The organism is Azospirillum canadense (genome assembly GCF_025961225.1).
Classification (GTDB): domain Bacteria; phylum Pseudomonadota; class Alphaproteobacteria; order Azospirillales; family Azospirillaceae; genus Azospirillum; species Azospirillum canadense.
Map to the genome: position 1 here is coordinate 1,786,885 of NZ_JAOQNG010000001.1, position 22,109 is coordinate 1,808,993.

The 22,109-nt window shown below is 68.3% G+C and carries 18 protein-coding genes; 11 read left to right on the forward strand and 7 right to left on the reverse strand.

Features of this window, described 5'->3' with window-relative positions:
• Positions 1-314 precede the first annotated feature (314 nt).
• Entirely contained in the window at positions 315-1,055 is a 741-nt protein-coding gene (locus M2351_RS08510; RefSeq protein ID WP_264655665.1) for a response regulator transcription factor, read from the forward strand.
• 282 nt (positions 1,056-1,337) lie between these two features.
• Here the strand turns inward: M2351_RS08510 and M2351_RS08515 are convergent, their stop codons facing one another.
• Positions 1,338-2,027, reverse strand: a complete 690-nt coding sequence (locus M2351_RS08515) for a LuxR C-terminal-related transcriptional regulator (RefSeq protein WP_264655666.1) — start codon at positions 2,025-2,027, stop codon at positions 1,338-1,340.
• Between the two features lie 563 nt (positions 2,028-2,590).
• Here M2351_RS08515 and M2351_RS08520 point away from each other — a divergent pair.
• On the forward strand, positions 2,591-2,764 hold the full coding sequence (locus M2351_RS08520; RefSeq protein WP_264655667.1) for a hypothetical protein: 174 nt from the start codon (positions 2,591-2,593) through the stop codon (positions 2,762-2,764).
• A gap of 79 nt (positions 2,765-2,843) precedes the next feature.
• On the opposite strand, the gene M2351_RS08525 is transcribed toward M2351_RS08520, so the two are convergent.
• Positions 2,844-4,292, reverse strand: coding sequence for an ATP-binding protein (locus M2351_RS08525; protein ID WP_264655668.1), 1,449 nt, complete (start codon positions 4,290-4,292; stop codon positions 2,844-2,846).
• A gap of 1,026 nt (positions 4,293-5,318) precedes the next feature.
• Between M2351_RS08525 and M2351_RS08530 the strand changes: the two genes are divergently transcribed.
• On the forward strand, positions 5,319-7,163 hold the full coding sequence (locus M2351_RS08530) for a potassium transporter Kup (protein ID WP_406567392.1): 1,845 nt from the start codon (positions 5,319-5,321) through the stop codon (positions 7,161-7,163).
• A 129-nt stretch (positions 7,164-7,292) separates the two neighbouring features.
• Entirely contained in the window at positions 7,293-8,198 is a 906-nt protein-coding gene (locus M2351_RS08535) for an ATP-binding response regulator (RefSeq protein ID WP_264655670.1), read from the forward strand.
• On the opposite strand, the gene M2351_RS08540 is transcribed toward M2351_RS08535, so the two are convergent.
• From M2351_RS08540 to M2351_RS08560, 5 genes are all read right to left on the reverse strand, one after another.
• Entirely contained in the window at positions 8,190-9,440 is a 1,251-nt protein-coding gene (locus M2351_RS08540) for a PP2C family protein-serine/threonine phosphatase (RefSeq protein ID WP_264655671.1), read from the reverse strand. The genes M2351_RS08535 and M2351_RS08540 overlap by 9 nt on opposite strands.
• A 22-nt stretch (positions 9,441-9,462) precedes the next feature.
• A complete protein-coding gene (locus M2351_RS08545) occupies positions 9,463-9,768 on the reverse strand; it encodes an STAS domain-containing protein (protein ID WP_264655672.1) in 306 nt (101 codons plus the stop codon).
• A gap of 94 nt (positions 9,769-9,862) precedes the next feature.
• Positions 9,863-11,545: a methyl-accepting chemotaxis protein gene (locus M2351_RS08550; protein WP_264655673.1), complete on the reverse strand. Its 1,683-nt coding sequence runs from the start codon at positions 11,543-11,545 to the stop codon at positions 9,863-9,865.
• Positions 11,546-11,700: 155 nt separating this feature from the next.
• A complete protein-coding gene (locus M2351_RS08555; RefSeq protein ID WP_264655674.1) occupies positions 11,701-13,008 on the reverse strand; it encodes a methyl-accepting chemotaxis protein in 1,308 nt (435 codons plus the stop codon).
• Positions 12,983-13,507 carry a PAS domain-containing protein gene (locus tag M2351_RS08560; RefSeq protein ID WP_264655675.1) on the reverse strand — a complete coding sequence of 175 codons (525 nt, stop codon included), beginning with the start codon at positions 13,505-13,507 and terminating at the stop codon, positions 12,983-12,985. The genes M2351_RS08555 and M2351_RS08560 overlap by 26 nt, the downstream gene beginning before the upstream one ends.
• A 282-nt stretch (positions 13,508-13,789) precedes the next feature.
• Here M2351_RS08560 and M2351_RS08565 point away from each other — a divergent pair, with 282 nt between their 5' ends.
• The 7 genes from M2351_RS08565 to M2351_RS08595 all read left to right on the forward strand — a co-directional run bounded on the left by M2351_RS08565 (position 13,790) and on the right by M2351_RS08595 (position 22,082).
• A complete protein-coding gene (locus M2351_RS08565; protein WP_264655676.1) occupies positions 13,790-14,908 on the forward strand; it encodes an NAD-dependent epimerase/dehydratase family protein in 1,119 nt (372 codons plus the stop codon).
• Complete coding sequence (locus tag M2351_RS08570) at positions 14,905-15,993, forward strand: SDR family NAD(P)-dependent oxidoreductase (RefSeq protein WP_264655677.1); 1,089 nt, start codon at positions 14,905-14,907, stop codon at positions 15,991-15,993. The genes M2351_RS08565 and M2351_RS08570 overlap by 4 nt, the downstream gene beginning before the upstream one ends.
• Before the next feature lie 10 nt (positions 15,994-16,003).
• Complete coding sequence (locus tag M2351_RS08575) at positions 16,004-17,353, forward strand: TIGR04295 family B12-binding domain-containing radical SAM protein (protein WP_264655678.1); 1,350 nt, start codon at positions 16,004-16,006, stop codon at positions 17,351-17,353.
• 4 nt (positions 17,354-17,357) lie between these two features.
• On the forward strand, positions 17,358-18,488 hold the full coding sequence (locus tag M2351_RS08580; RefSeq protein ID WP_264655679.1) for a glycosyltransferase family 4 protein: 1,131 nt from the start codon (positions 17,358-17,360) through the stop codon (positions 18,486-18,488).
• Between the two features lie 233 nt (positions 18,489-18,721).
• Positions 18,722-19,876 carry a CgeB family protein gene (locus M2351_RS08585; protein ID WP_264655680.1) on the forward strand — a complete coding sequence of 385 codons (1,155 nt, stop codon included), beginning with the start codon at positions 18,722-18,724 and terminating at the stop codon, positions 19,874-19,876.
• Positions 19,876-20,973 (forward strand): CgeB family protein, encoded by a 1,098-nt coding sequence (locus M2351_RS08590; RefSeq protein WP_264655681.1) that lies wholly within the window; start codon positions 19,876-19,878, stop codon positions 20,971-20,973. The genes M2351_RS08585 and M2351_RS08590 overlap by 1 nt, the downstream gene beginning before the upstream one ends.
• The gene (locus M2351_RS08595) at positions 20,973-22,082 is read left to right on the forward strand and encodes a CgeB family protein (protein ID WP_264655682.1); all 1,110 of its coding nucleotides are present in this window, start codon (positions 20,973-20,975) and stop codon (positions 22,080-22,082) included. The genes M2351_RS08590 and M2351_RS08595 overlap by 1 nt, the downstream gene beginning before the upstream one ends.
• The last annotated feature ends 27 nt before the right edge of the window (positions 22,083-22,109 follow it).

A 22,109-nucleotide genomic window follows, 5' to 3' on the forward strand; every position in this document is an offset into this window, starting at 1 on the left:
CCCCGCCGAACAACGGCCTCATGCCCTTTTTAGCGAGCTCGTCACGAAAGTATTATCGCTCCGAGGGGCCAGGTCGCCATTCAGATGTGCTTGACGATCTTGAGTGATCGTCTATCGTTTGATTTACGCAGCACAGACCTAATTTATAAAATCATAGATACAGTGTCAAGTTTTTTTCCAGCTTTGAAAGACATATCCAAGATATTCGATGCAGTGTTTAACCGAAGTCGTTCGTGTTTCAACCAACCTCAACAGGCGGCGACAATGCCCGTTAAGGGCCTGCCGTGGATGCCTCCTCCAAACAGAGCTGACCCATGCACATGAACCATGAGTACGCCCAAGAGAAAGCATCGCACTCGACCCGCAACGCGGTGACCCCCATGCACGTCTGCCTGATCCTCGACAATAATTCCCTGACCGATACCGTCGTGCAGGCACTGGACAAGGCAGGCCGTCATCGCGTGACCGTCTTCCACGACATCACGGAACTGACGCAGAGCACGCTGACCCCCGACGCGATCCTGATCGGGCTTCAGCAATTCACCGCCCTGCGCGAGAACGAACCGATGGTGTACCTGCGCCTGTCGCGCCGGTCACGGATCGTCGTGGTGCTGTCGTCGCGGGAACTGCTCGATGCCGCCCACATCCTCGCCTTCGCTGACGCCTGGGTGTTCGAGGACATCAACGTCGACCGCATCAACGAGCTTCTGGACCTTGGACTGGAGGGGCATTGCCTGATGCCCAAGCAGTTCCTGTCCCGGCTCGGCGTCGACGAGATCAGGCTGACGCTCCTGCCGCGCCTGTCGGAACCGGAGTTCGAAACCTTGCGCCTTCTCGGCCAGGGCCTGAACAACCGGACGATCGCGAACCAGCTCGACTTGTCCGAGGCGGTGATCAAGTCGATGGTGCGCAGCGTGCTGTCCAAGCTGCACTTCCGCAACAGAACGGAAGCCGGCGTCTTCGCCGCGCGCCAGCAAAGCGCGCTCCAGTCCGCGCGCGAAGGCATGGTGCCGCACCACATGCACGCCGCCCAGGCCCATCGTCCCGGTGCCTGATCTCCCGACGGCCCCTGCCCTTCTCTCTGCATCCCGGCCACCGCGCCGGGATATTCTTGCTTCATCGCCCGCCCGGCGGAGCGGCCCCGGCCGTTCCACGGTCCATGCACAACGAAGCGGCCCACCGCGCAGCGCGTCCTGTGGAAGAACCACGTTGGACGCGCTGCGCGGTGGGCCGCTTCGTCGTCATGCTTTACGCGTGCGGGAGGCTGGTGGAAACGGCCACCGACCGGCTGCGCGCTGGCACAGCCGGTCCGGTTGGCCCCGAGCTGCTGCCCGAGGTTACTGGTTCGCGGCCGCCGCGACGGCCCCGGCGCCGGCCAATTCGCCGCCGATGCCGTTGTTGAGCGCCCAGATGGCCGCCTGCGTGCGGTTCGACGCGTTGATCTTGCGGAGCAGGCTCTTCAAGTGAACCTTCACCGTCGCCTCGGTGATGTTCAGGTGGTTGGCGATCATCTTGTTGCTGTCGCCATTCAGCAGGCAGCGCAGGATCTGCACCTCGCGCTGCGACAGGCCCTTGCGCGACACCGGCATGTCGGTGCCGTTGCCGTTGACGCGGCCGGAGATGAGCAGAGCCGCCAGGTGCGTCGGGAACACCTTCTCGCCCATCATCACGAGACGCAGGGACTGGGCCAGCGCGTCGGACGACAGATCCTTCATCAAGTAACCGTCGGCCCCGGCTTCGAGCGCGTTGGCGAGGCGCCGGGTGCACAGGTCGCTGGTCAGGATGACCATGCGCGCGTCCGGAAGCTGCGCCCGCAGGCGGCGCATGCCTTCCGCTTCCTCTTCGCCGCCGTTCACGAGGTCGAGCAGAATCAGCTGGGGACGCAATCCGTTCTCGACCGTGTTCAGCGCTTCACGCAGGTTGCCGGCCTCGGCGACGATCTGGAACGGTGAGTCGTCCAAAAGCCGCTTCAAGCCCTCGCGGAACAGCTTGTTGGAGTCGATCAGAAAAGCACGCACTGGTTCCATTGGTCAGCTCCCGCGAATTTTGGAAAGTTGCTCAGACTCCTTGGGCAATCTTGTAGGCTACCAGTTACCCAGGGTTTCCTCACTCCGTGCCCCCTGATGGCATCGACGTGCCGATATTTTGGATGACCTTACCCCTGTGTCGTGCAGAACGGTACCACTCTGTGGTGTTAAAAGAAGAACGCATTAGGCATATGCGCAAAGCTACTTTCGAATCATGGGTGACACGTTCACTTTAAAAGTAACCGACCTATCTGTTCGAAAGTATATTTTTAGCGATCTCTACTACTATTTTGCGGAGGTACGCGCGTCGGGGAAGAGCGCATCGATTTTTGTGTGCAAATCAGTTGCGCACCCGTTTGCGCGGACAGTGAAGGATTGGCTTTGCCGGGGGTGTTCCTCGCCCGTAACCCGGACGGTGGGTACCAACCAACGGTGAGGGTTTAGCCCCAAGGTCATAGGACCCTGCTTCAGGGCCTTGACGCCGCCCGCCCGGCGGTGGCCGTCTGCACCGGACGAACGCGCGGCGCTGGGCCGGTGCGACAGGGCACGGGTCGGCCGGGTGCATGACGAAGTGGCACATGATCGAGGCGGTGGTCGCCGGCTACCTGCTTCTGCTGGCGCGCAGCGCCTGGAAGCAGGGCGAGTTCCGGCAGTTCCTGCGCAGCCTGCTGATCGTCGCCGTCCTGTGCGCGGCCATCGCCGGCGCGGTAATGCTCGCCGTGGCGCTCGATTCGTAGGCGGAGCCCAAAACGGTAAAGGGCCCTTCCCGCTGCTCGCGGGAAAGGCCCTTCCGTCCCCCTGGAGAGGAGTTGACGCTTAGATCTGGCCGCGCTCGTGCGCCTGACGCATCAGGACATACTGGCGCATCATCTGGTTCCGGAACCGGTAGCGTGTCCAGCCCGGCTCGACGACCGGGGCCAGGATCCCGCCGTAGTCCTCGCGGCACAGCCGCTCCAGGATCTCCAGGGCTTCTTTCGACGGCTCGGCGCCGTTCGGACCGGCGAGGTCCTTCGGATCGAAGGTCCCGTAGGAGTCGGCCTGGCACAGCGCGCAGCCCAGCAGCACGTCCTCCAGCTCGGCGCGCCGCTCCGCCGCCAACGCGCGGGCGTAGGAGTCGACGATGCCGCGTTCGGCCTCCTGCAGGCAGCGGGTGACCGCGTAGGCCAGGTCCTCGCGCTCCACCTGCGTCAACCCGCGGCTGACCGCGCTGCGGGCCGCGTGAAGGCCGAGCAGCTGGGCGTAGTAGGGAAGCCCGCGGACGAACTCGCAGACGCGGTCCACCACGTCCGGCGCGAAGGTGATGCCGGCGTTCTCGGCGCCGGCGTTGATCAGCCGGCTGATCTCCACGTCGGTCATCAGCGGCAGATGCACCGGCACCAGCGAACGCTGGATGGAAGGATGCTTGCCGAGCAGCTGGTCCAGGTTCTCAGCCACGCCGACCACCAGCAGCGTCACGGGGATCGAGCTGTCGGTCAGGTTCTTGAACAGTTCCGCCAGCTTGTTCCGGAAATCCTCGTCGGTGACGCGGTCGTACTCGTCGAGGATCAGGAGGACGTGCGTCGCGTGGATGCCCGACAGCACCTCGTTCAGCTCCGTCACGCTGAAGCCGCCCTCCGGCAGCAACTCGTTGAAGCTGGTGAAGCTGCGCCGCGAGGCGAATGGATTGTCGATGCCCGAGCGGTAGTAGGTCGAGGGGATTTTCTTCAGGAAGTGCCGGAAGATGTCCTCGAAGCTGAGTTCCGCGCTGCAGGTCAGCTTCAGCGACAGATAGCCCGCCTGGCCGGCGATCTTCTCGATCGCGTTGGCGACGGAGGTCTTGCCGCGGCCGCGGTCGCCGAACAGGATGACGTGCGCCCGCTCCTCCTCGATGGCGGAGATGATGCGCTTCAGCGTGTCGGTGCGGCCGATGAACAGCGAGTTCAGCTGCTGCTTGGGCCGCGTCGGCGTGAAGGCTTCGCGCAGGAGTCCGTTCAGTTCGGGCGTCAGCCCCTTCAGCATGGCCGGCGAGCCGACCGCGCCGGGAGCCCGCAGCCCGCCGTTCACCGTCATGGTGAAGCGCGGGAGTTCTGGGTCGCCCGGCGACGCGGCCGGGCTCGGCCGGTGACTGCCCAGCGGCGCGTAAGCCTGCCCGCTGGGTGGCTGGTACGGGCGTCCGCGCGGGTCGCCGCCGGGATCGCCCCGGAACGCGTCCGGGCCCCGCATGCCGTCACCCGGAGCACCCACCGGCCGCAGGTGCGAGGCCGGACGGGCCATTTGCGGCGTCATGGAAGGCGCTTGCCCCGGATTGCCACCCGTGCCGCCCGGTCCGGTTGGTCCACCGCCCGTGATGCCGCCACCCATGGACACCCGGTCATCCGCATTGGCGATCGCCCGCCGCTTCCGAAAGAAGTTCCGCATCCGTCCCGATTCCCGAACAGTCCGCGTTGTCATCACCGGCCGGCCCCCCGGCCGGTGTCGTCGCGCCGCGGTCAACCGGCCGGCGACGCGTTTCTCGTGCGCCGTCCCGACCCCGCCGAGGTGGACGGATGCGGGACACGCTCTCCGGATGTAGGTGATGCAGTGCGAAGAGAGGCTTGGGATTTCGGGTTATATACCGAGGAGAACCAACCCTTTCGGCGACTCCCTTCGGTGACGGGACGCGCCGGCGGCGATCGTTACGGGGCGCCGCACCCCGACCGACAGCGGATTCAGAAGCCCAGGACACGCCCCACGACGGTCCAGACGAAGAGAGACCCGAACAGGGCCGACAGACCGGCAAGCTCACGCAGGAAAACCAGGATCGACATGGCCTTTTCCCTCCTGTTTCGAACGGCCTCGGCTGATGCCGTGCTTGATGCCTTCATTGATGAAGAGAGGGATACAGGAACAAAGGCCGAACATCAAGCGCCAAGTTCACGCTTCGTTCCGGAGCGGAGAATTCCCATCTGTGCAGTGACGGTTCCGCCAGTCTCCAGTCCGGTTGTCCGGGCCGGTTGGCCGGTCCGGTTTTCCGGGCTGGCTTCCCCCTGCGGAATGCCACGGAATTTCGATCGAATGCGTCGGGTTTGCCTGAAGCGCGGCGCGGAACGTATGATGCAATGGGAGCGTTCGCCGACAGGCGGGCGCTTTCCGCCGCGGCCAGTTCGATAAACTCGGTTCGACTCACTGTGTCGCGGAACGTCCCAGGGAATGAACGGATAGCAGATGGACAGCGCCAACCAGCAGACCGGCACGGGAAGCACGGAGACGGGCAGCATAGGCTCCGGCAACGGACCGGCCTGCGACGTCGAGCCCCCGCGTTCGTCGCACCGCATGCCGGCGCTGGTGCTCGGCGCGCTCGGTGTGGTGTACGGGGACATCGGCACCAGCCCGCTCTACACTCTGCGCGAGGCCTTCACCCACACCGGCCTGCCGCTCGACGAGCCGACGATTCTCGGCATCCTGTCGCTGGCCTTCTGGGCGCTGGTGATCGTCGTGACGCTGAAATACGTCATGCTGGTGATGCGCGCGGACAACCGCGGCGAAGGCGGCGTGATGGCGCTCGGCACGCTGGCCCACCGCGGGCTGGGCTCCACCCTTGGGAGCCGGGCGGTGGTCGCCCTGGCCATTCTCGGCATGGCCCTGTTCTACGGCGACAGCCTGATCACGCCGGCCATATCGGTGCTCAGCGCGGTCGAAGGGCTGAAGGTGGTGACCCCGGCGCTGGAATCCTTCGTGGTGCCGATCACGCTGGTCGTGCTGATCGTGCTGTTCGTGTTCCAGCGGCAGGGGACCGGGCGAGTCGGCATCTTCTTCGGCCCGGTCATGGCCGTGTGGTTCGCGACGCTGGGGGTGCTCGGCGCCATCCAGCTGGTCCAGGCGCCGGACGTGCTGCGCGCGCTCAACCCGCTGCACGGGGTCGAGCTGTTCTTCCTGCACGGCTGGGTGGCTTTCGTCACGCTGGGTGCGGTCGTCCTGGCGGTCACCGGGGCGGAGGCGCTGTACGCCGACATGGGGCATTTCGGGCGCGCGCCGATTCGGCTCGCCTGGCTCTATTTCGTGCTGCCGGCCCTGCTGCTGAACTACTTCGGGCAGGGCGCTATGCTGCTGCACCATCCGGAGACGCTGGAGAACCCCTTCTTTCACCTGGCCCCGGAGTGGGCCCAGTTGCCGCTGGTCGTGCTGTCCACCGCGGCGACCGTCATCGCCAGCCAAGCGGTGATCTCCGGCGCCTTCTCCCTGACGCGGCAGGCGGTGCAGCTGGGCTACCTGCCCCGCCGCGAGATCCGCCACACATCGGAGCATGAGGTCGGGCAGGTCTACATACCGCGCAACAACTGGCTGCTGCTGGTCGGCGTGGTGATCCTGGTGGTCGGCTTCGGGTCGAGCAGCAACCTCGCCGCCGCCTACGGCGTGTCGGTGACCGGGGCGATGGCGATCGACACGATCCTCGCCGCGGTGGTGGCGTGGCGCCTGTGGCGCTGGAACCCGGTGGTGGTGGTGGTGGCCTTCTCTGCCTTCCTCGTCATCGACCTCGGGCTGTTCGGGGCGACGCTGCTGAAGGTTCCGGAAGGCGGCTGGTTCCCGCTGGTCATCGCGGCGGCGGTCTATCTGCTGATGACCACGTGGCGCCGCGGCCGCGCCATCCTGGCCGACCGGCTGTACGCCGACGCGCTTCCCATGGACCTGTTCCTGCAGCGCGTCTCGCCGCAGTCGCCGCAGCGGGTCGCCGGCACGGCCGTCTTCATGACCGGCAACCCCGACGTCGTTCCCCACGCGCTTCTGCACAACATCAAGCACAACAAGGTGCTGCACGAGCGCGTGGTGGTCCTGACCGTGATCATCGAGGAGCTGCCCCGCGTCAGCCCGCAGAAGGCCGTGTATGTGGAGAAGCTGGGCAAGGGCTTCTTCCGGGTCATCCTGCGCTACGGCTACCTGGAGCAGCCGCACATCCCCCGCGCGTTGGAGCTTTGCCGACGCTATGGGCTGCATCTGGACATGATGGAGACATCCTTCTTCCTCGGCCGGGAGACCCTGATCCCATCCAAGACCGCCGGCCTGCCCTCCTGGCGGGAGCCGTTCTTCATCCTGCTGTCGAAGACCGCCCTGTCGGCGACGGAGTTCTTCTGCATCCCGCCGGGCCGCGTGGTCGAGCTGGGCACCCAGGTGGAGATCTAAGACACTCCCGCTGCGGGAAAATGCCAGCCGATCGTTAACCACCGATTGACGAACGGTGGAATAGAACCCCTCAAGCGTTTCGCGCTACACTCGAAGACAACCGCAAACCTTGGGGGAGGGCGAGCGCCCATGTCCGATCCCATCACCGCCCTGGTCATCGACGACGAGGAACTGAGCCGGGCCATCGTGGCCGGATACCTGTCGCGCATGGGCTACCGGACGCTGGGCGTCGGCACGGCGGAGGAGGCTTGGCGGCTGCTCGCCGACCTGCGGGAGGTGGTGCATGTCGTGCTGCTCGACCGGCAGCTGCCGGGCATGGGCGGGATGGACCTGTTCGCGCGGATGAAGGCCGATCCGGACCTGTCCGCGATCCCGGTCATCATGCAGACCATTTCCGATCGCAGCGCGGAGATCGCGGAGGCCATCCAGGCCGGTGTCTTCTACTATCTGGTGAAGCCCTACCCCGGCGAGCTGCTGCAATCGGTCGCCGCCGCCGCCGTGGACCAACTGACCCGGCTGAAGCGGCTCCAGGGCGACGTGCGGTCGCGCACCGACGCCATGGCGTTGATGCGCGACCGCACCTTCCGCTTCCGCACGCCGCAGGAGGCCCACAACCTCGCCATTGCCGTCGCCTCCATGGTGCCGAACGCGCGCGGTCTGGCCTTCGGGCTGGTCGAGCTTCTGCTGAACGCCGTCGAGCACGGCAACCTCGCGATCGGCTATGCGGCGAAGGGCGAACTGAAGCTGGGCAACATGCTGGCCCGCGAGATCGAGGAGCGGCTGGCCCACCCCGAGCACGCCGGCAAGGCGGCCACCCTGCGCGTCCAGCGGGACGAGCGGAAGGCCGTCTTCACCGTGTCCGACGAAGGGCGGGGCTTCGACTGGTCCCGGTACCTGGCCATCGACGCCCTCCAGTCGACGGCGACCCACGGACGCGGCATCGCGCTCGCGCGCATGGTCGCCTTCCATGAGCTGTCCTACGTCGGCTGCGGGAACACCGTGGTCGCCACAGTCGACCTCGCGCGGCTACCCTGACCCCAGTAACGCCGTGGGGGGCGGTGTGCCCCGCGTCAACCACAGGGCGGTGAGATCGTCGGCCAGCGGGCGGGGCATGACGGCGAAGTAGCGGTCCAGCAGACCCGCGAGTGCGCCCGCCCCCGGTGCGCCGTTGCCCTGCGGGCCGCACTGCCGGACAAGGTCGAGGATGCCGGGATAGCCGAACGGGCGGCCTTCCCAGTCGCGCGCTTCGAACAGGGCATCGCTGAACAGGAAAAGGAAGGCCCCCGGCGGAAACTCGACGCTGCGGTTCCGGTAGCTGGCCTTCATCGAGACGCCGAGCGGCAGCCCCACACTCTCGCCCACCCGCAGCGGGCAATCGGGAACGCCGATGATCGGCTTCGGCGCGCCGGCCGTCGCGTAGGTCAGCCGGTCGGCGGCGGTGTCCACCACGGCGTAGAGCATGGCGGCGAACTGCGATTCCGGCAGAAGGCCGACCAGCAGCCGGTTGATGGCGCCCAGCATCTCGGCCGGGTCGTCGCCCGGCAGGTCGATCTTCTCCAAGAGCGCGTGCAGGCGGAAGGTGTTCAGCGCCGCCGCGACCCCATGCCCGGTGAAGTCGCAGAGGAACACCGCAAACCGGTCGTCGTCCAACGGCCGGGCGCCCCAGATGTCACCGCCCAGCTCCGAGCTGGATTCGAAATGGCTGTCGAGCCGCACGCCGTAGCGCCGCTCGATGCCCGTCCGCAGCCCGTCGTCGGGCAGCAGGCCGAGTTGCATGTCACGGGCGAGTTGCATGCGCTGCACCGCCCCGGTGTGGAAGGTCTGCAGGCTGCGGATCACCTCCTGCAGAGAGCGGTTGAGCAGGCGGTTCTCTAGGTGTCCGCGCAGCCGCGCCGCCAGCTCGGCGCCGGTCAGCGGGCGGATGATCAGGTCCGTGGCGCCGGCCGCCATCAGCGCCCGCCGCTCCGCCATCGACGCGAAGCGCCCCAGGACGAGGACAGGAAGCTCGTTCCGCCCGACCACCGCCCGCAGGGTTTCGATCAGCCCGCTATCGGCGCGCAGCAGGGCGCGGTCGATGATCACGAGGTCGGGCGGCTCCGCCTCCACCGCGGCCAGCAGGCCGCCCGCGTCCGCCGCGACGTCCACGTAGCGCACGCCCATGCCCGCCAGGACGCGGCGCACCGCCGCGCCGATCCCGCGCCGCGGGTGCCCGACCAGGACGCGCTGCCCACCGCCGGCCCGCGATGCGGCCGGCAGGGGATGGGCCAGGGAATCCATGGTGCCGTCCGCCACCGGGCGATCAGAAGTCGCAGTGGATGATCGTGTGGAACTCCGATATCTCGATCATCTCCCGGACCTGGCCGCGCGGGTGCTTCAGCGTCAGCCGCACGTTGGCGCGGTTGGCCGTGTTGTTGGCCAGGACCAGCAGCCCCAGCCCCGCCGAGTCGATGAAGTCCAGGCTGTCCAGGCCCAGCACGCAGGCGGTGATGCCGTCCTTCTCGATGCCGTCGATGATCTTGCGGAAATCGTCGTTGGCTTCGAAGGTCAACTGGCCCCGCAGGTCGATCTCCCGGACGCCGCCCAGGTTGCGGACGGTGTAGTTCATGTCCCACCCATCGGTTTGGCTGTCGCCGTTTCAGATGTTTCCGAATGCGCCGCCCCGGCGGGCGGTTCTCTTCTTGGTCTTTAATCGGGGGCCGTCAGGCGGACCGCACGCCGTTCAGAAGGGCGTCCACCTCGGCGCGCAGGGCCTGCGCCGGCTCGCGCAGGTCCTTGGCCGCCCACAGCACCTGGAAGGCGGAACCGTAGGAGGCCGCGCTGGCCTGCGTCAGGGAGACGACGCTGCGCGCGGCGGTCGTCGTGTCCTCGCTGACCGAACTGGCGTTGCGCGAGATCTCCTCCGTCGCAGCGCGCTGCTGCTCCACCGCGGTGGCGATGGTGCCGGACACCGCGCGCATGCGCTCGATGATGCCGCCGATCGATTCGATGACGCTGACGGCCGACCCGGTGGCGCCCTGGACCGCACCAATCTGCTCGACGATGTCCTCGGTCGCCTTGGCGGTCTGGCTGGCCAGGTTCTTCACCTCGTTGGCGACCACCGCAAACCCCTTCCCCGCTTCGCCCGCCCGCGCCGCCTCAATGGTGGCGTTCAGCGCCAGCAGGTTGGTCTGGCTGGCGATGGCGGTGATCAGCTTCACCACCTCCCCGATCCGCTCCGCGGCGCTGGCGAGCCCCTGCACCATGCCGTTGGCGCGCTGCGCCTCGCTCACCGCCTCCGCCGCGATGGAGGAGGAGCTGACCACCTGCTCCCCGATCTCGCGGATCGAGCTGGACAGCTGCTGCGCCGCCGTGGCGACCTGCTGGATGTTGTTGCGGGACCGCTCCGATGAGTGGGCGACCTCCAGCGTCCGACGGGAGGTGCGGTTGACGCCCTTGCCCATGTCCTCCGCCGTGTTCTGGATCTTGTCGGCACCGGCCATCACGGCGGCCAGCGTCTGCTCCGCCGTGCTCTCGAAGGATTGCAGCAGCGCCTCGATGCGCTGGGCGCGTTCGATCTGGGCGTGGGTGGCCGCCTCCTGCTCCGCCTTCAGGCGCGCGGACTGCTGCAGGCTGTCCTTGAAGGCGACGACGGCGCGCGCGATGGCGCCGATTTCGTCGGCCCGGCCGGTGGCCGGCACCTCCACCGCGTAGTCGTGGTCCGCAAGCCGGCCGAGCACCCCGTTCAGACGGGCCACCGGCGACAGCAGCCGCCGCACCAGGACGATGGAGGCCAGGCAGACCAGCAGGGCCACGCCGCCCGCGGTCACCGCAATGGCGCCGACCAGCGGGTTCACCATGGCGAAGAAGTCGCTTTTCTTCAGGCCGACGACGAGAACGCCGATGACCTCCCCCTTGGCGTTGCGGATCGGGTCGTAGGCGGTGAAGTAGGGTTCTCCCAGCACCTCATTCTCGCCGCGGTAGGGCCTGCCGTCGCGCAGGACCGAGTCGAAAACCGGCCCTGGCCCCAGCCGGCTGCCGACGGCGCGGCCCCCGTCTGCCTTCCGCACGTTCGTCGCGACGCGCGTGTCGCCCATCAGGATGGAGGCCACGCCCCCACCGCCGATCCGGGCGATGGTGTCCACCGGCGCGAAATTGTCGTTCAGGACCGTGGACCCCGCGTACAGCTTGCCGTCCTGGACGCGGAAGTCCGTCCCCAGATGGCCCAGCACCTCCCAGGCGATGGCCATGTTGGCCTCCTGCCGCCGGGACGCCTGGTCGACCATCTCGGACTGGATGAGGTGGAGCGACACGACGACGGTGCAGCCGGCCAGCAGCAGCAGCCCGCCGAGACTCAGCGCGACCACCTTGGCTGTAATCGACATGCGGGCAATCAGGCCGTTCATTCGTGTACTCCACTATACCGCTGGCAAGCAGTCTATCAGAGCGCACGAAATGTGATCAATTATACACGCGTCCGGACATATAGCCGCAGGCTACGGGTCACAAACAACCAAATCACGGCCCGATTCGCGTCAATGAAGACCGCGGGTCCGGCCCGTCACGGATTTGCGCCGCACACGCGCGCTACGAAGTTGTCGATGTCGCCGTTGAGCGTCACCGCCCGCCGCGCCAGTTCCCCGGCCGACGACAGGACCTGACTGGCCGCCGCGCTGGCGTCCTGCGCGCCGGTCGACACCTGCGTCACCGCGCTGGCTACGGTGCGCACGCCCGCCGATGCCTCGCGGATGGCGCGGCTGATCTCGCCGATGGCGGCGCTCTGCTCCTCGGCGGCGCCGGCGATTCCCACCGCGATCTCGTCGATGTCGTGGATCATGCCGCCGACATGCTGGATCACGTCGGCGGTGTCGCGCGTGACCGACTGCACCTGGGTGATCTGGGCGGTGATCTCCTCGGTCGCCTTGGCCGTCTGGTTGGCGAGGTTCTTCACCTCGGTCGCGACCACGGCGAAGCCCTTCCCCGCCTCCCCGGCCCGCGCGGCCTCGATGGTGGCGTTCAGCGCCAGCAGGTTGGTCTGGCTGGCGATCTCCGTAATCAGGTTGACCACGGCGCCGATCTGGTCCGCCGCGGCGAGGAGGGAGCGGATCGTCGCGTCGGCCTCCTTCACCTTGTCAACGGAGTTGCGCGCCAGCTCCGCCGTACGGGCGACACCCTGGGCGACCTCGCCGATGGCGCCGGAGACCTCTCCGGTGGCCGCCGCCACGCCGTCCACGTTGGACGACACCTGCCCGGCGGCCGACGCCGCGGAGAAAGACTGCTCGCTGGTCGCCGCCGCAACGTCGGTCATGGAGGTGGACGCGGCCTCAAGCTCGGCGGCGCTGGCCGACAGGCTCTGCGCCACCTCCTTGATGTTGGCGCCGATGCGCGTCGCGCTTTCCATGAACTCCCGGCTCTTGCGGTCCATGGCCTCCAGCCCGTCGTTGATCTGACGGGAATAGGCGCCGAACTCCCCGACCATGCCGGTCATGACGATGCGCCTGTAATACTGCCCCTCCGCCGCGTGTTGCATCGCGGCGTTCGCCTCCTTGCCGAAGGATTCCACCCGGTCGAGCAGGCGGTTGATGGTCCGCAGCATGTCGGCGACCGGGCTTTGCCCATAGACGTGGAGGATGCGCGGCTGCAGGTCGCCCCGCTCCGCCGCGGCCAGCACAGCGCAGGCCTTGTGGATCGACCGGTTGGTCTGGGTGAGCCAGCGGAACGCCGCCGCGCAAGGGACCAGCGCCAGCGCGCCCAGAACCGTCACGGCGCCGCCGCCCGTGGCGACCCCCGCCAGGATCTGCCCCACGGACAGCAGCGCGACCAGGGCGACGGCGATCCGCGCCTTAGAGACTGAGGACAAATTCGTCATAGGTCGTGCCTTTGTCGCGCAGGATGGAACCCAGCAGGGAGGCCGCGGCCGCAATGCCCGCGGTGCGGTCGGCGTGCTTGGCCTCCTCCGCCCGGAGAAGGCCGTACAGCCCGTCCGCCGCCTGCACCGCGGACCGCGGGGGAAGGCGCCGGCTGGAATGGAAACCCGCGATGCGCTGCCCGGCGTCGAACACCGGCGTCACATGCGCGAAGACCCAGTAATGGTCGCCGTTCTTCGAACGGTTGATGACGTAGGCGAATATTTCCCCGCCGCTTTGGATCCGGTCCCACAGCAGCTTGTAGACGCAGCGCGGCATGTCCGGATGGCGCACGATGTTGTGCGGCCGGCCCAGCAGTTCCGCCTCCGCATACCCGCTGATCCGAAGAAATACGTCGTTGGCGTATGTGATGACGCCCTTCAGGTCTGTCTTGGAGACGATGATCTCGTCCTGGTGGAACGTGCGTTCCCGACCGCTCAACGAAACACCGGTGGTCGCCATCACCGCCTGCCTTTCCGAAGCCGAGGATATGGCATGGGGCGCCATGCGCTTGGTACTACCTGTCGCTCGGATCACACATAGCGTAGGTCGTAGACTAATTGTCTCGAATTCAGACGATTTGCCTCTGCGACAAAGTGTTCCACACGTTTCACGCGTGTGACGCACATGCGCTTCGGCCGCCGGGCTTACAACGTAAGATTCAAACGTACACGATTTTTTACGGAACTTGATGGGTTCGCCACCCGTTCTGCCGCTGAACAAAGAAGCGGTGGAGGTCGTCCGATGACACACAGAGTGCTGATTACCGGGGGTGCCGGCTTCATCGGGTCCCATCTGGCCGATGAGCTGCTGGCCCTGGGGCACCGTGTCCGTGTGTTGGATTCCCTTGAAGAACAGGTCCATGGCGAACAGGGGCGCCGCCCAGACTACCTCTCCCCCGACGTCGAGCTGATGGTCGGCGATGTGCGCGACCACGACGCGGTCGCCGCCTCCCTGAAGGGCGTGGACTCCGTTGTGCACTTGGCCGCGCGCGTCGGCGTCGGGCAGAGCATGTACCAGGTCGGTGACTATGTCGGCGTCAACGACCTCGGCACGGCCATCCTGCTTCAGGCGCTGATCGAGAAGCCGGTCGAACGCCTCGTGGTCGCCTCCAGCATGAGCATCTACGGTGAAGGCCTCTACCTGGACGCCCAGGGGCGCCCGGTCGACGTCAGCGCCCGCTCCGTGGAACAGCTGAAGGCCGGCCGGTGGGAACCGGACGCCCCGAACGGTGGCGCCCTCATCCCGGTCGCGACCCCAGAGACGCACCGCCCGGGCCTCGCCTCCGTGTACGCACTGAACAAGTACATGCAGGAGCGCCTCTGCCTGATCATCGGCGAGGCGTACAACATCCCGGCCACCGCGCTGCGCTTCTGGAACGCGTACGGCACGCGGCAGGCGCTGTCGAACCCCTACACCGGTGTCCTGGCGATCTTCGCGTCGCGCCTGCTGAACGGCAAGGCGCCGATGATCTTCGAGGACGGCCTGCAACGCCGCGACTTCGTCCATGTGGACGACGTGGTGCAGTCGATCCGCCTCGGCCTCTCGCACGAGAAGGCGCCGGGCAAGGTCTTCAACGTCGGCAGCGGCGTCGCCCGGTCCGTGCAGGACGTGGCGGCGGCGCTGGCCGTCGCGGTCGGCCGGCCGGACATCCAGCCGGAGATCACCGGCCGCTGCCGCGTCGGCGACATCCGCCACTGCTTCCCCGACATCTCCCTGATCCGCGACACGCTGGGCTTCGAGCCGCGGGTCGAGCTGGCCGACGGCCTCGCCGAACTGGCGGAGTGGCTGAGCCGGCAGGTCGCCGAGGACCGCGTGGAGCAGGCAAGCCGCGAACTGGCCTGCCGGGGGCTCTCGGCATGACGGCGGCGCATAGGACGAAGCGGGGATCATCGAGAGGCGACTGCGTCCTGATCACCGGCGGCGCCGGCTTCATCGGCTGCAATCTCGCGCACCGGCTGGCGTCGGACGGGCACAAGGTGCTGATCCTCGACAACCTGTCGCGGGCGGGGGTGGAACAGAACCTCGCCTGGCTCCAGGCCACGCACGGCGACCGCGTCGAGGCGATCGTCGCCGACATCCGCCACAAGGAGACGGTGGAGACCGCCGTGGCCCGCGCCCGGCAGGTCTATCACCTTGCCGCCCAGGTCGCGGTGACCACCAGCCTGGTCGAGCCGGTGCACGACTTCACCGTCAACGCCGCCGGCACGCTGAACCTGCTGGAGGCTGTGCGGGCGCAGGCCGAGCCGCCGTCGCTGGTCTTCACCTCCACCAACAAGGTCTATGGCAAGCTGGCCGGCGTGAACTTCGCCGCCCACGGCGACCGCTATGGTCCGAAGGAGGCTCTGCTGGCCGGCCGCGGCGTGGGGGAGGAGCAGCCGCTGGACTTCGCCAGCCCCTACGGCTGCTCCAAGGGGGCGGCCGACCAGTATGTGCTGGACTACGCCCGCACCTTCGGCCTGCCCATGGCCGTGTTCCGGATGAGCTGCATCTACGGCCCGCACCAGTTTGGGACGGAGGACCAGGGCTGGGTCGCGCACTTCATCAAGCGCGCGCTGGCGGGCGAGACGATCACGCTCTACGGCGACGGGCGGCAGGTGCGCGACATCCTGTTCGTCGACGACCTCGTGGAGGCGCTGATCCTGGCGCAGGACCGCATCGGGTCGTTGCAGGGCGACGCCTTCAACATCGGCGGCGGCACGGAAAACACGGTCAGCCTGTTGGAACTGCTGGACCGCTTCCCATCCCTGGTCGGGGTGAAGGCGGACGTGCAGTTCGACGACTGGCGGCCGGGCGACCAGCCCTGGTACGTGTCCAACACCGGGCGCTATTTCGCGCGCACCGGCTGGCGGCCGCGGGTCGGCGTCGATGAAGGCCTGATGCGGTTGGCCCGTTGGCTCGGCGATGCCCGCGCGGTTCCGGCGGACCGCCAGCGCGTGGCCTCGTGAGGAGCCGCATATGACCCCAGCCCGCAAGCAAGTTGCACCCAAGAAAATTGCCTTGGTCAACCCGCCCTGGAGCTTCGATGGCAGCGTCTATTTCGGCTGCCGCGAACCCCACCTGCCGCTGGAGCTTGGCTACGCAAAGGCCCTGCTGGAACGCGCCGGGCACGAGGCGGTGATCATCGACGGTCAGCTGTTCGGGCTGACGTTGGAGCAGGTGCGGGAGCGGGTCGGGGCCTTCGCCCCCGACCTTACCGTCGTGACGACCGCACCCAGCTATCTGTTCTGGCGCTGCGCCCCGCCGGAGCTGCGCGTGCCCATGCAGACCGTCGCGGCGCTGAAGGACGTCGGCGGGCGCATGGTCGGCGTCGGCCCGCACGGCTCCACCACGCCCAAAGCGGCGCTGCGCAAGCTGGGCACCGAGGCGGTCGTGATGGGCGAGTGCGAGGAGGTCCTGGTCCGCCTTGCCGACTCCGAGGACTGGAGCACCATCCCGCACGTCGCGCTCTGGGCAAATGGCGACATCCGCGGCGACATCCGTGTGAACGGGGGGCCTGCGGCGGCGACCTTCACCGACCTGCCGGCGCTGGTCTGGCCGGAGGAGTGGGTGAAGCGCCACCACCACCACCATCACCGCTTCGACGGCGCCCCGACCGGGCCGGGCGCGGAGATGGAGACCTCGCGCGGCTGCCCCTACTCCTGCACCTTCTGCGCGAAGGAGAATTTCCGCGACGGCTACCGCAAGCGCCCCGTCCCGGTGGTGATGGAGGAGCTGGACCGGCTGATCGCCCAGGGCGCCGAGTACGTCTACTTCATCGACGAGATCTTCCTGCCGAACCAGCCGCTGCTGGAGGCGCTGGCCGAGCGGCCGATCAAGTTCGGCATCCAAACCCGGCTCGACCTGTGGAAGCCACCGATGATCGAACTGCTGGGTCGCGCCGGCTGCGTGTCGATCGAGGCGGGCGTGGAAAGCCTGACGGTGGAAGGGCGCGCCGCGCTCGACAAGAAATGCCGCATGGGCACGGACGAGCTGTCGGAACGCCTGATCCTGGCCAAGACGGTCGTGCCCTTCGTTCAGGCCAACCTGATCCTGTCCGAAGGCGACGACCCGGCGATGATCGCGGAATGGCGCGACCACATGCGGGCCAACGGCGTGTGGGCGAACGACCCGGTGCCGCTGTTCCCCTACCCCGGCTCCCCCGACTACCGGCTGCGCTGGGGCCTGCCCGACGATCAGGCGTGGGAGCGGGCGGTGGACTTCTACCTGACCCACCACGGCCGCTTCTGCGACATCCAGGACCAGACGCCGAAGCGCCTGCCGGAGTTGGAACGCATCGGCCCGCTTCCCCTCAAGGCGGCGGAGTAGCGCCATGGGTCACGGGTCCCTTCCGGTCCGGCCATCCCGGGTGCTGATGACCGCCGACGCGGTCGGCGGGGTCTGGGACTACGCGCTGGAACTGGCGCGCGGCTTCGCACGCCTGGGCATCGCCACCGACCTCGCCGTCATGGGGCCGGCACCGGACGAGGGACGGACGGCCGCCGCGGCGCGCATCCCGACCCTGACCCTGCACCACCAGCCCTTCAAGCTGGAATGGATGGCGGACCCGGAGGAGGACCTGCACAAGGCCGGCGGCTGGCTGCTGGCCCTGGAGAAACGGCTGTCGCCCGACATCATCCACGTCAACGGCTACGCCGCAGCCAGCCTGCCCTTCCGCGCGCCGGTTTTGTGCGTCGGCCATTCCTGCGTGTTGTCCTGGTGGCGCGCGGTGCATGGGGAGGACGCGCCGCCGGACTGGCTCGGCTACGCCGGCCGGGTGGCCGACGGGCTGCGGCTGGCCGACATGGTGGCCGCCCCGACCCAGGCCATGCTGGACGCGCTGCTGTGGCACTACGGCCCGCTGCCGCGCACCCGCGTCATCCCCAACGGGCGCGATCCGCAGCAGTATCGCCCCCTGCCGAAACGGCCGATCATCCTCGCCGCCGGGCGGGTCTGGGACAAGGCCAAGAACATCGCGATGCTCGACACCGTGGCCGGGCGCCTGCCCTGGTCGGTGTTCGTCGCCGGCACCACCGACGGGCCGGACGGCCAACCCAAGCCTTTGCACCACGCGCGCGCGCTCGGCCAGCTGCCCGCCGACCAGCTGGCGCGCTGGTTCGGTCGCGCCTCCGTCTTCGCCCACCCCGCGCGCTACGAGCCCTTCGGGCTGGCGCCGCTGGAGGCCGGGCTGTCCGGTTGCGCGCTCGTGCTGGGCGACATCCCGACCCTGCGGGAGCTGTGGGACGGGGCCGCGCTGTTCGTGACCCCCGACAACCGCACCGCGCTCGCCCGCGTGCTGACGACGCTGGCCGACAACCCGGCGCGGGTGAAGGCGCTGGGCGCCGCCGCGCGCAAGCGGGCGCACGAGTTCACCGCCGTGCGCATGGTGCGCGGCACGCTGGACGCTTACGCCGACCTGCTCGGGAAGGCGGCGTTGAAGGCCGCCGCGAGCGCCGTTCCCTGATCATCATCACAAGCTGGGGGGCATAGAGCCACGACCGCTGACCTAGGACATCCTACCCACAGAGCGTTCCCCATCGCCAAGGATGTAGGCGCGCAAGAGTACTGCTTTTCCGGGACTTCGCAGCCGCACCAAAGGCGGGAAAAGTGTCCGGCCGCGGCGCATCCCGCCGCCAACAAAGACCAGCCGTCACACAAGAACAGCCGCCACCTCGAACAGCTGATAAGCGGGAGCCGATGCGCTTCGTCATCTTCTGCCATTCCCTCGTGTCCTGTTGGAACCATGGCAACGCGCATTTCCTGCGCGGCGTCGTACGCGAGCTTCAGGCGCAACACCACGACGTCCGCGTGCTGGAGCCCGCCGACGGCTGGAGCCGCGCGAACTTGCTCGCCGAGCCGACGGGACCGGACACGCTCGCCGCCTTTCCCCGCACCTTTCCCGGCCTGAGATCGGAGCTGTACGACCCGGCGACGCTCGACCTGGACGAGGCGCTGGACGGGGCCGACGTGGTGCTGGTGCATGAATGGACCGACCCGTCGCTGGTCGCCGCCATCGGCGCAAAGCGCGCGGCCGGCGGGCGCTTCCGCCTGCTGTTCCACGACACCCACCACCGCGTCGTGTCCAAGCCGGAGGAGATGCGGGCGCTGGACCTCTCCGCCTACGACGGCGTGCTGGCCTTTGGCGAGGTGCTGCGGGAACGCTATCTGGAGCTTGGGTGGGCCGGCCGCGCCTGGACTTGGCACGAGGCGGCGGACACGGCGCTGTTCCACCCCATGCCCGGCCAGCCGGCCGAAGGCGATCTGGTCTGGGTCGGCAACTGGGGCGACGACGAACGCACCGCCGAGCTTCACGAATTCCTGCTGGAGCCGGTCCGTCGACTCGGCTTGAAGGGGCGGATCCACGGCGTCCGCTACCCGGACAGCGCCCTATCGGCCCTGTCGGACGCGGGCTTCGCCTATGGCGGCTGGGTGCCCAACCACAAGGCGCCGGCGCTGTTCGCCCGGCACCGCGTAACCGTCCATGTGCCGCGCCGGCCCTACGTGAGGGTCCTGCCCGGCATCCCGACCATCCGCGTCTTCGAGGCGCTGGCCAGCGGCATCCCGCTGATCTGCGCGCCCTGGCACGACGCGGAGGGTCTGTTCCGCCCCGGCGCCGACTATCTGGTCGCGCGCGACGGCGATGCCATGGAAAAGCTTCTGCGCGTCGTGCTGAACGACCGCGACATCGCGGCCAGCCTCATCCGCAGCGGCTTGGACACCATCCGCCGCCGGCACACCTGCGCCCACCGCGTGGACGAGCTGCTGGCCGTCTGTCAGGCGATCGGCGCGCCGGCCGCGGGGCACACCCCTATTCCGAACACCGTGGAGACCGTAAAGGAGGGCATCGCCTGATGGCCGGCCTCGACATCGCGTTCTATGGATCGAGTCTCGTCTCCGCCTATTGGAACGGGGCGGCCACCTACTACCGCGGCATCATCCGGGCCCTGGCGGCGCGCGGCCACCGCGTGACCTTCTACGAGCCCGACGCCTACGACCGGCAGAAGCACCGCGACATCGCCGACCCGCCCTGGGCCAAGGTCGTCGTCTATCCGGCCACGCCGGACGGGCTGCACCGCGCGCTGGAGGCCGGGCGCGGCGCCGATGTGGTGGTGAAGGCGAGCGGGGTCGGCGTCTTCGACGACGAGTTGGCCGAGGGCGTGCTGTCGATCCGCCGCCCGGACGGGCTGGCGATCTACTGGGACGTCGATGCCCCCGCCACGCTGGCGGAGCTGAAAGAGAAGCCGGAGGCGGTGCTGAACCGGCTGGTGCCGGACTACGACATGGTGCTGACCTACGGCGGCGGCCCGCCGGTGATCGCGGCCTTCGCGACGCTGGGGGCGCGGCGCTGCGTGCCGGTCTACAACGCGCTGGATCCGGACACGCACCACCCCGTGCCGTACGACGCGCGCTTCGACACCGACCTGACCTTCCTCGGCAACCGTCTGCCCGACCGCGAGGCGCGGGTGGAGCAATTCTTCCTGGACGCCGCGGCGCGGCTGCCGGACCGCCGCTTCCTGCTGGCCGGCAACGGCTGGCACGACAAGCCGGTGCCGTCGAACGTGCGGGCGATCGGCCACGTCTACACCGCCGACCACAATGCGCTGAACTGCTCCGGCCTCGCCGTGCTGAACATCAGCCGGCAGAGCATGGCGGAGATGGGCTATTCCCCGGCCACCCGCGTGTTCGAGGCCGCCGGCGCCGCCGCCTGCCTGATCACCGACGCCTGGGTCGGAATCGAGGAGTTCCTGGAGCCGGGCACCGAGGTGCTGGTCGCCCGCGACGGGGCGGAGGTGGCGGAGCATGTGGCCGCGCTGACCAAGGACCGCGCGCAGGCCATCGGGCAGGCGGCGCTGCGCCGCGTGCTGGCGGAGCACACCTACGACAACCGCGCGGTCCTTGTGGAGCAACTGCTGACCGGTGCGGAGACCGGCGTTCGGGAGGGTGTGTGATGGGGCGCAAGCTCAACGTCGTCGTTCTGGGCCTGACCATCACCTCCTCCTGGGGCAACGGCCACGCCACGACCTTCCGCGCCCTGCTGAAGGGCATGGCGGCGCGCGGCCACCGTGTGCAGTTCCTGGAGCGCGACAAGCCCTGGTACGCCGACAACCGCGACATGCCCTCGCCGGACTTCTGCACCGTCGCGCTCTACGACAGCGTCGACGAGCTGGCCGAGCGCCATGCGGCGGCGGTGCGCGATGCCGACCTGGTCGTAGTCGGCTCCTACGTGCCGGAGGGCGTGGCCGTTTCCCGCTGGGTGCAGGAGACTGCGCAGGGCGTCACCGCCTTCTACGACATCGACACGCCGGTCACCGTGGCGCGGCTGGAGCGCGGCGACACGGAGTATGTCTCCACCGAGGTTATTCCCGGCTTCGACCTCTACCTGTCCTTCACCGGCGGGCCCATGCTCGACCGGCTGGAGCGGGAGTTCGGGGCGCAGCGGGCGCGGGCGCTCTACTGCTCGGTCGACCCGGACCTCTACTATCCGGAGCTGGGCCCGGTTCGCTGGGACCTCGGCTATCTCGGCACCTACAGCGACGACCGGCAGCCGACGCTGAACCGCCTGCTGGTCGAACCGGCGCGCGCGTGGGAGCGCGGGTCCTTCATCGTCGCCGGCCCGCAGTATCCGGACGACAAGATCGGCTGGCCCGCCAACGTCGCCCGCATCGACCACCTCCCGCCGGCCGAGCACCGCCGCTTCTACAACGCCCAGCGCTTCACCCTGAACGTGACGCGCGCCGACATGGTCGCGGCGGGCTGGTCGCCGTCGGTGCGCCTGTTCGAGGCGGCGGCTTGCGGCACACCGATCATCAGCGACCCTTGGCCCGGCCTGGAGACCCTGTTCAATCCGGACGAGGAGATCCTGATCGTCGGCGGCAGCGAGGGCGACAGCGAGCAGGTGATGCGCTGGCTGCGCGACACGCCCAGCGACACGGCCCGCCGCCTGGGCCGCGCCGCCCGCCGCCGGGTTCTCGCCTCCCACACCGGCATCCGCCGCGCCGCGGAGCTTGAGAATTACGTCGCGGAGGTCAACGCCACCCCGATGGTCCGGGCGCTGTAAAGGAACCGGTCCCTGCGCTTCCTGTTG

Bases quoted from the DNA above. Each gene is read 5' to 3' on its own strand.
- M2351_RS08510 (WP_264655665.1), top strand. From the start codon at position 315: ATGCACATGAACCATGAGTACGCCCAAGAGAAAGCATCGCACTCGACC.
- M2351_RS08515 (WP_264655666.1), bottom strand. From the start codon at position 2,027: ATGGAACCAGTGCGTGCTTTTCTGATCGACTCCAACAAGCTGTTCCGC.
- M2351_RS08520 (WP_264655667.1), top strand. From the start codon at position 2,591: ATGACGAAGTGGCACATGATCGAGGCGGTGGTCGCCGGCTACCTGCTT.
- M2351_RS08525 (WP_264655668.1), bottom strand. From the start codon at position 4,292: ATGACGCCGCAAATGGCCCGTCCGGCCTCGCACCTGCGGCCGGTGGGT.
- M2351_RS08530 (WP_406567392.1), top strand. From the start codon at position 5,319: ATGCCGGCGCTGGTGCTCGGCGCGCTCGGTGTGGTGTACGGGGACATC.
- M2351_RS08535 (WP_264655670.1), top strand. From the start codon at position 7,293: ATGTCCGATCCCATCACCGCCCTGGTCATCGACGACGAGGAACTGAGC.
- M2351_RS08540 (WP_264655671.1), bottom strand. From the start codon at position 9,440: ATGGATTCCCTGGCCCATCCCCTGCCGGCCGCATCGCGGGCCGGCGGT.
- M2351_RS08545 (WP_264655672.1), bottom strand. From the start codon at position 9,768: ATGAACTACACCGTCCGCAACCTGGGCGGCGTCCGGGAGATCGACCTG.
- M2351_RS08550 (WP_264655673.1), bottom strand. From the start codon at position 11,545: ATGAACGGCCTGATTGCCCGCATGTCGATTACAGCCAAGGTGGTCGCG.
- M2351_RS08555 (WP_264655674.1), bottom strand. From the start codon at position 13,008: ATGACGAATTTGTCCTCAGTCTCTAAGGCGCGGATCGCCGTCGCCCTG.
- M2351_RS08560 (WP_264655675.1), bottom strand. From the start codon at position 13,507: ATGGCGACCACCGGTGTTTCGTTGAGCGGTCGGGAACGCACGTTCCAC.
- M2351_RS08565 (WP_264655676.1), top strand. From the start codon at position 13,790: ATGACACACAGAGTGCTGATTACCGGGGGTGCCGGCTTCATCGGGTCC.
- M2351_RS08570 (WP_264655677.1), top strand. From the start codon at position 14,905: ATGACGGCGGCGCATAGGACGAAGCGGGGATCATCGAGAGGCGACTGC.
- M2351_RS08575 (WP_264655678.1), top strand. From the start codon at position 16,004: ATGACCCCAGCCCGCAAGCAAGTTGCACCCAAGAAAATTGCCTTGGTC.
- M2351_RS08580 (WP_264655679.1), top strand. From the start codon at position 17,358: ATGGGTCACGGGTCCCTTCCGGTCCGGCCATCCCGGGTGCTGATGACC.
- M2351_RS08585 (WP_264655680.1), top strand. From the start codon at position 18,722: ATGCGCTTCGTCATCTTCTGCCATTCCCTCGTGTCCTGTTGGAACCAT.
- M2351_RS08590 (WP_264655681.1), top strand. From the start codon at position 19,876: ATGGCCGGCCTCGACATCGCGTTCTATGGATCGAGTCTCGTCTCCGCC.
- M2351_RS08595 (WP_264655682.1), top strand. From the start codon at position 20,973: ATGGGGCGCAAGCTCAACGTCGTCGTTCTGGGCCTGACCATCACCTCC.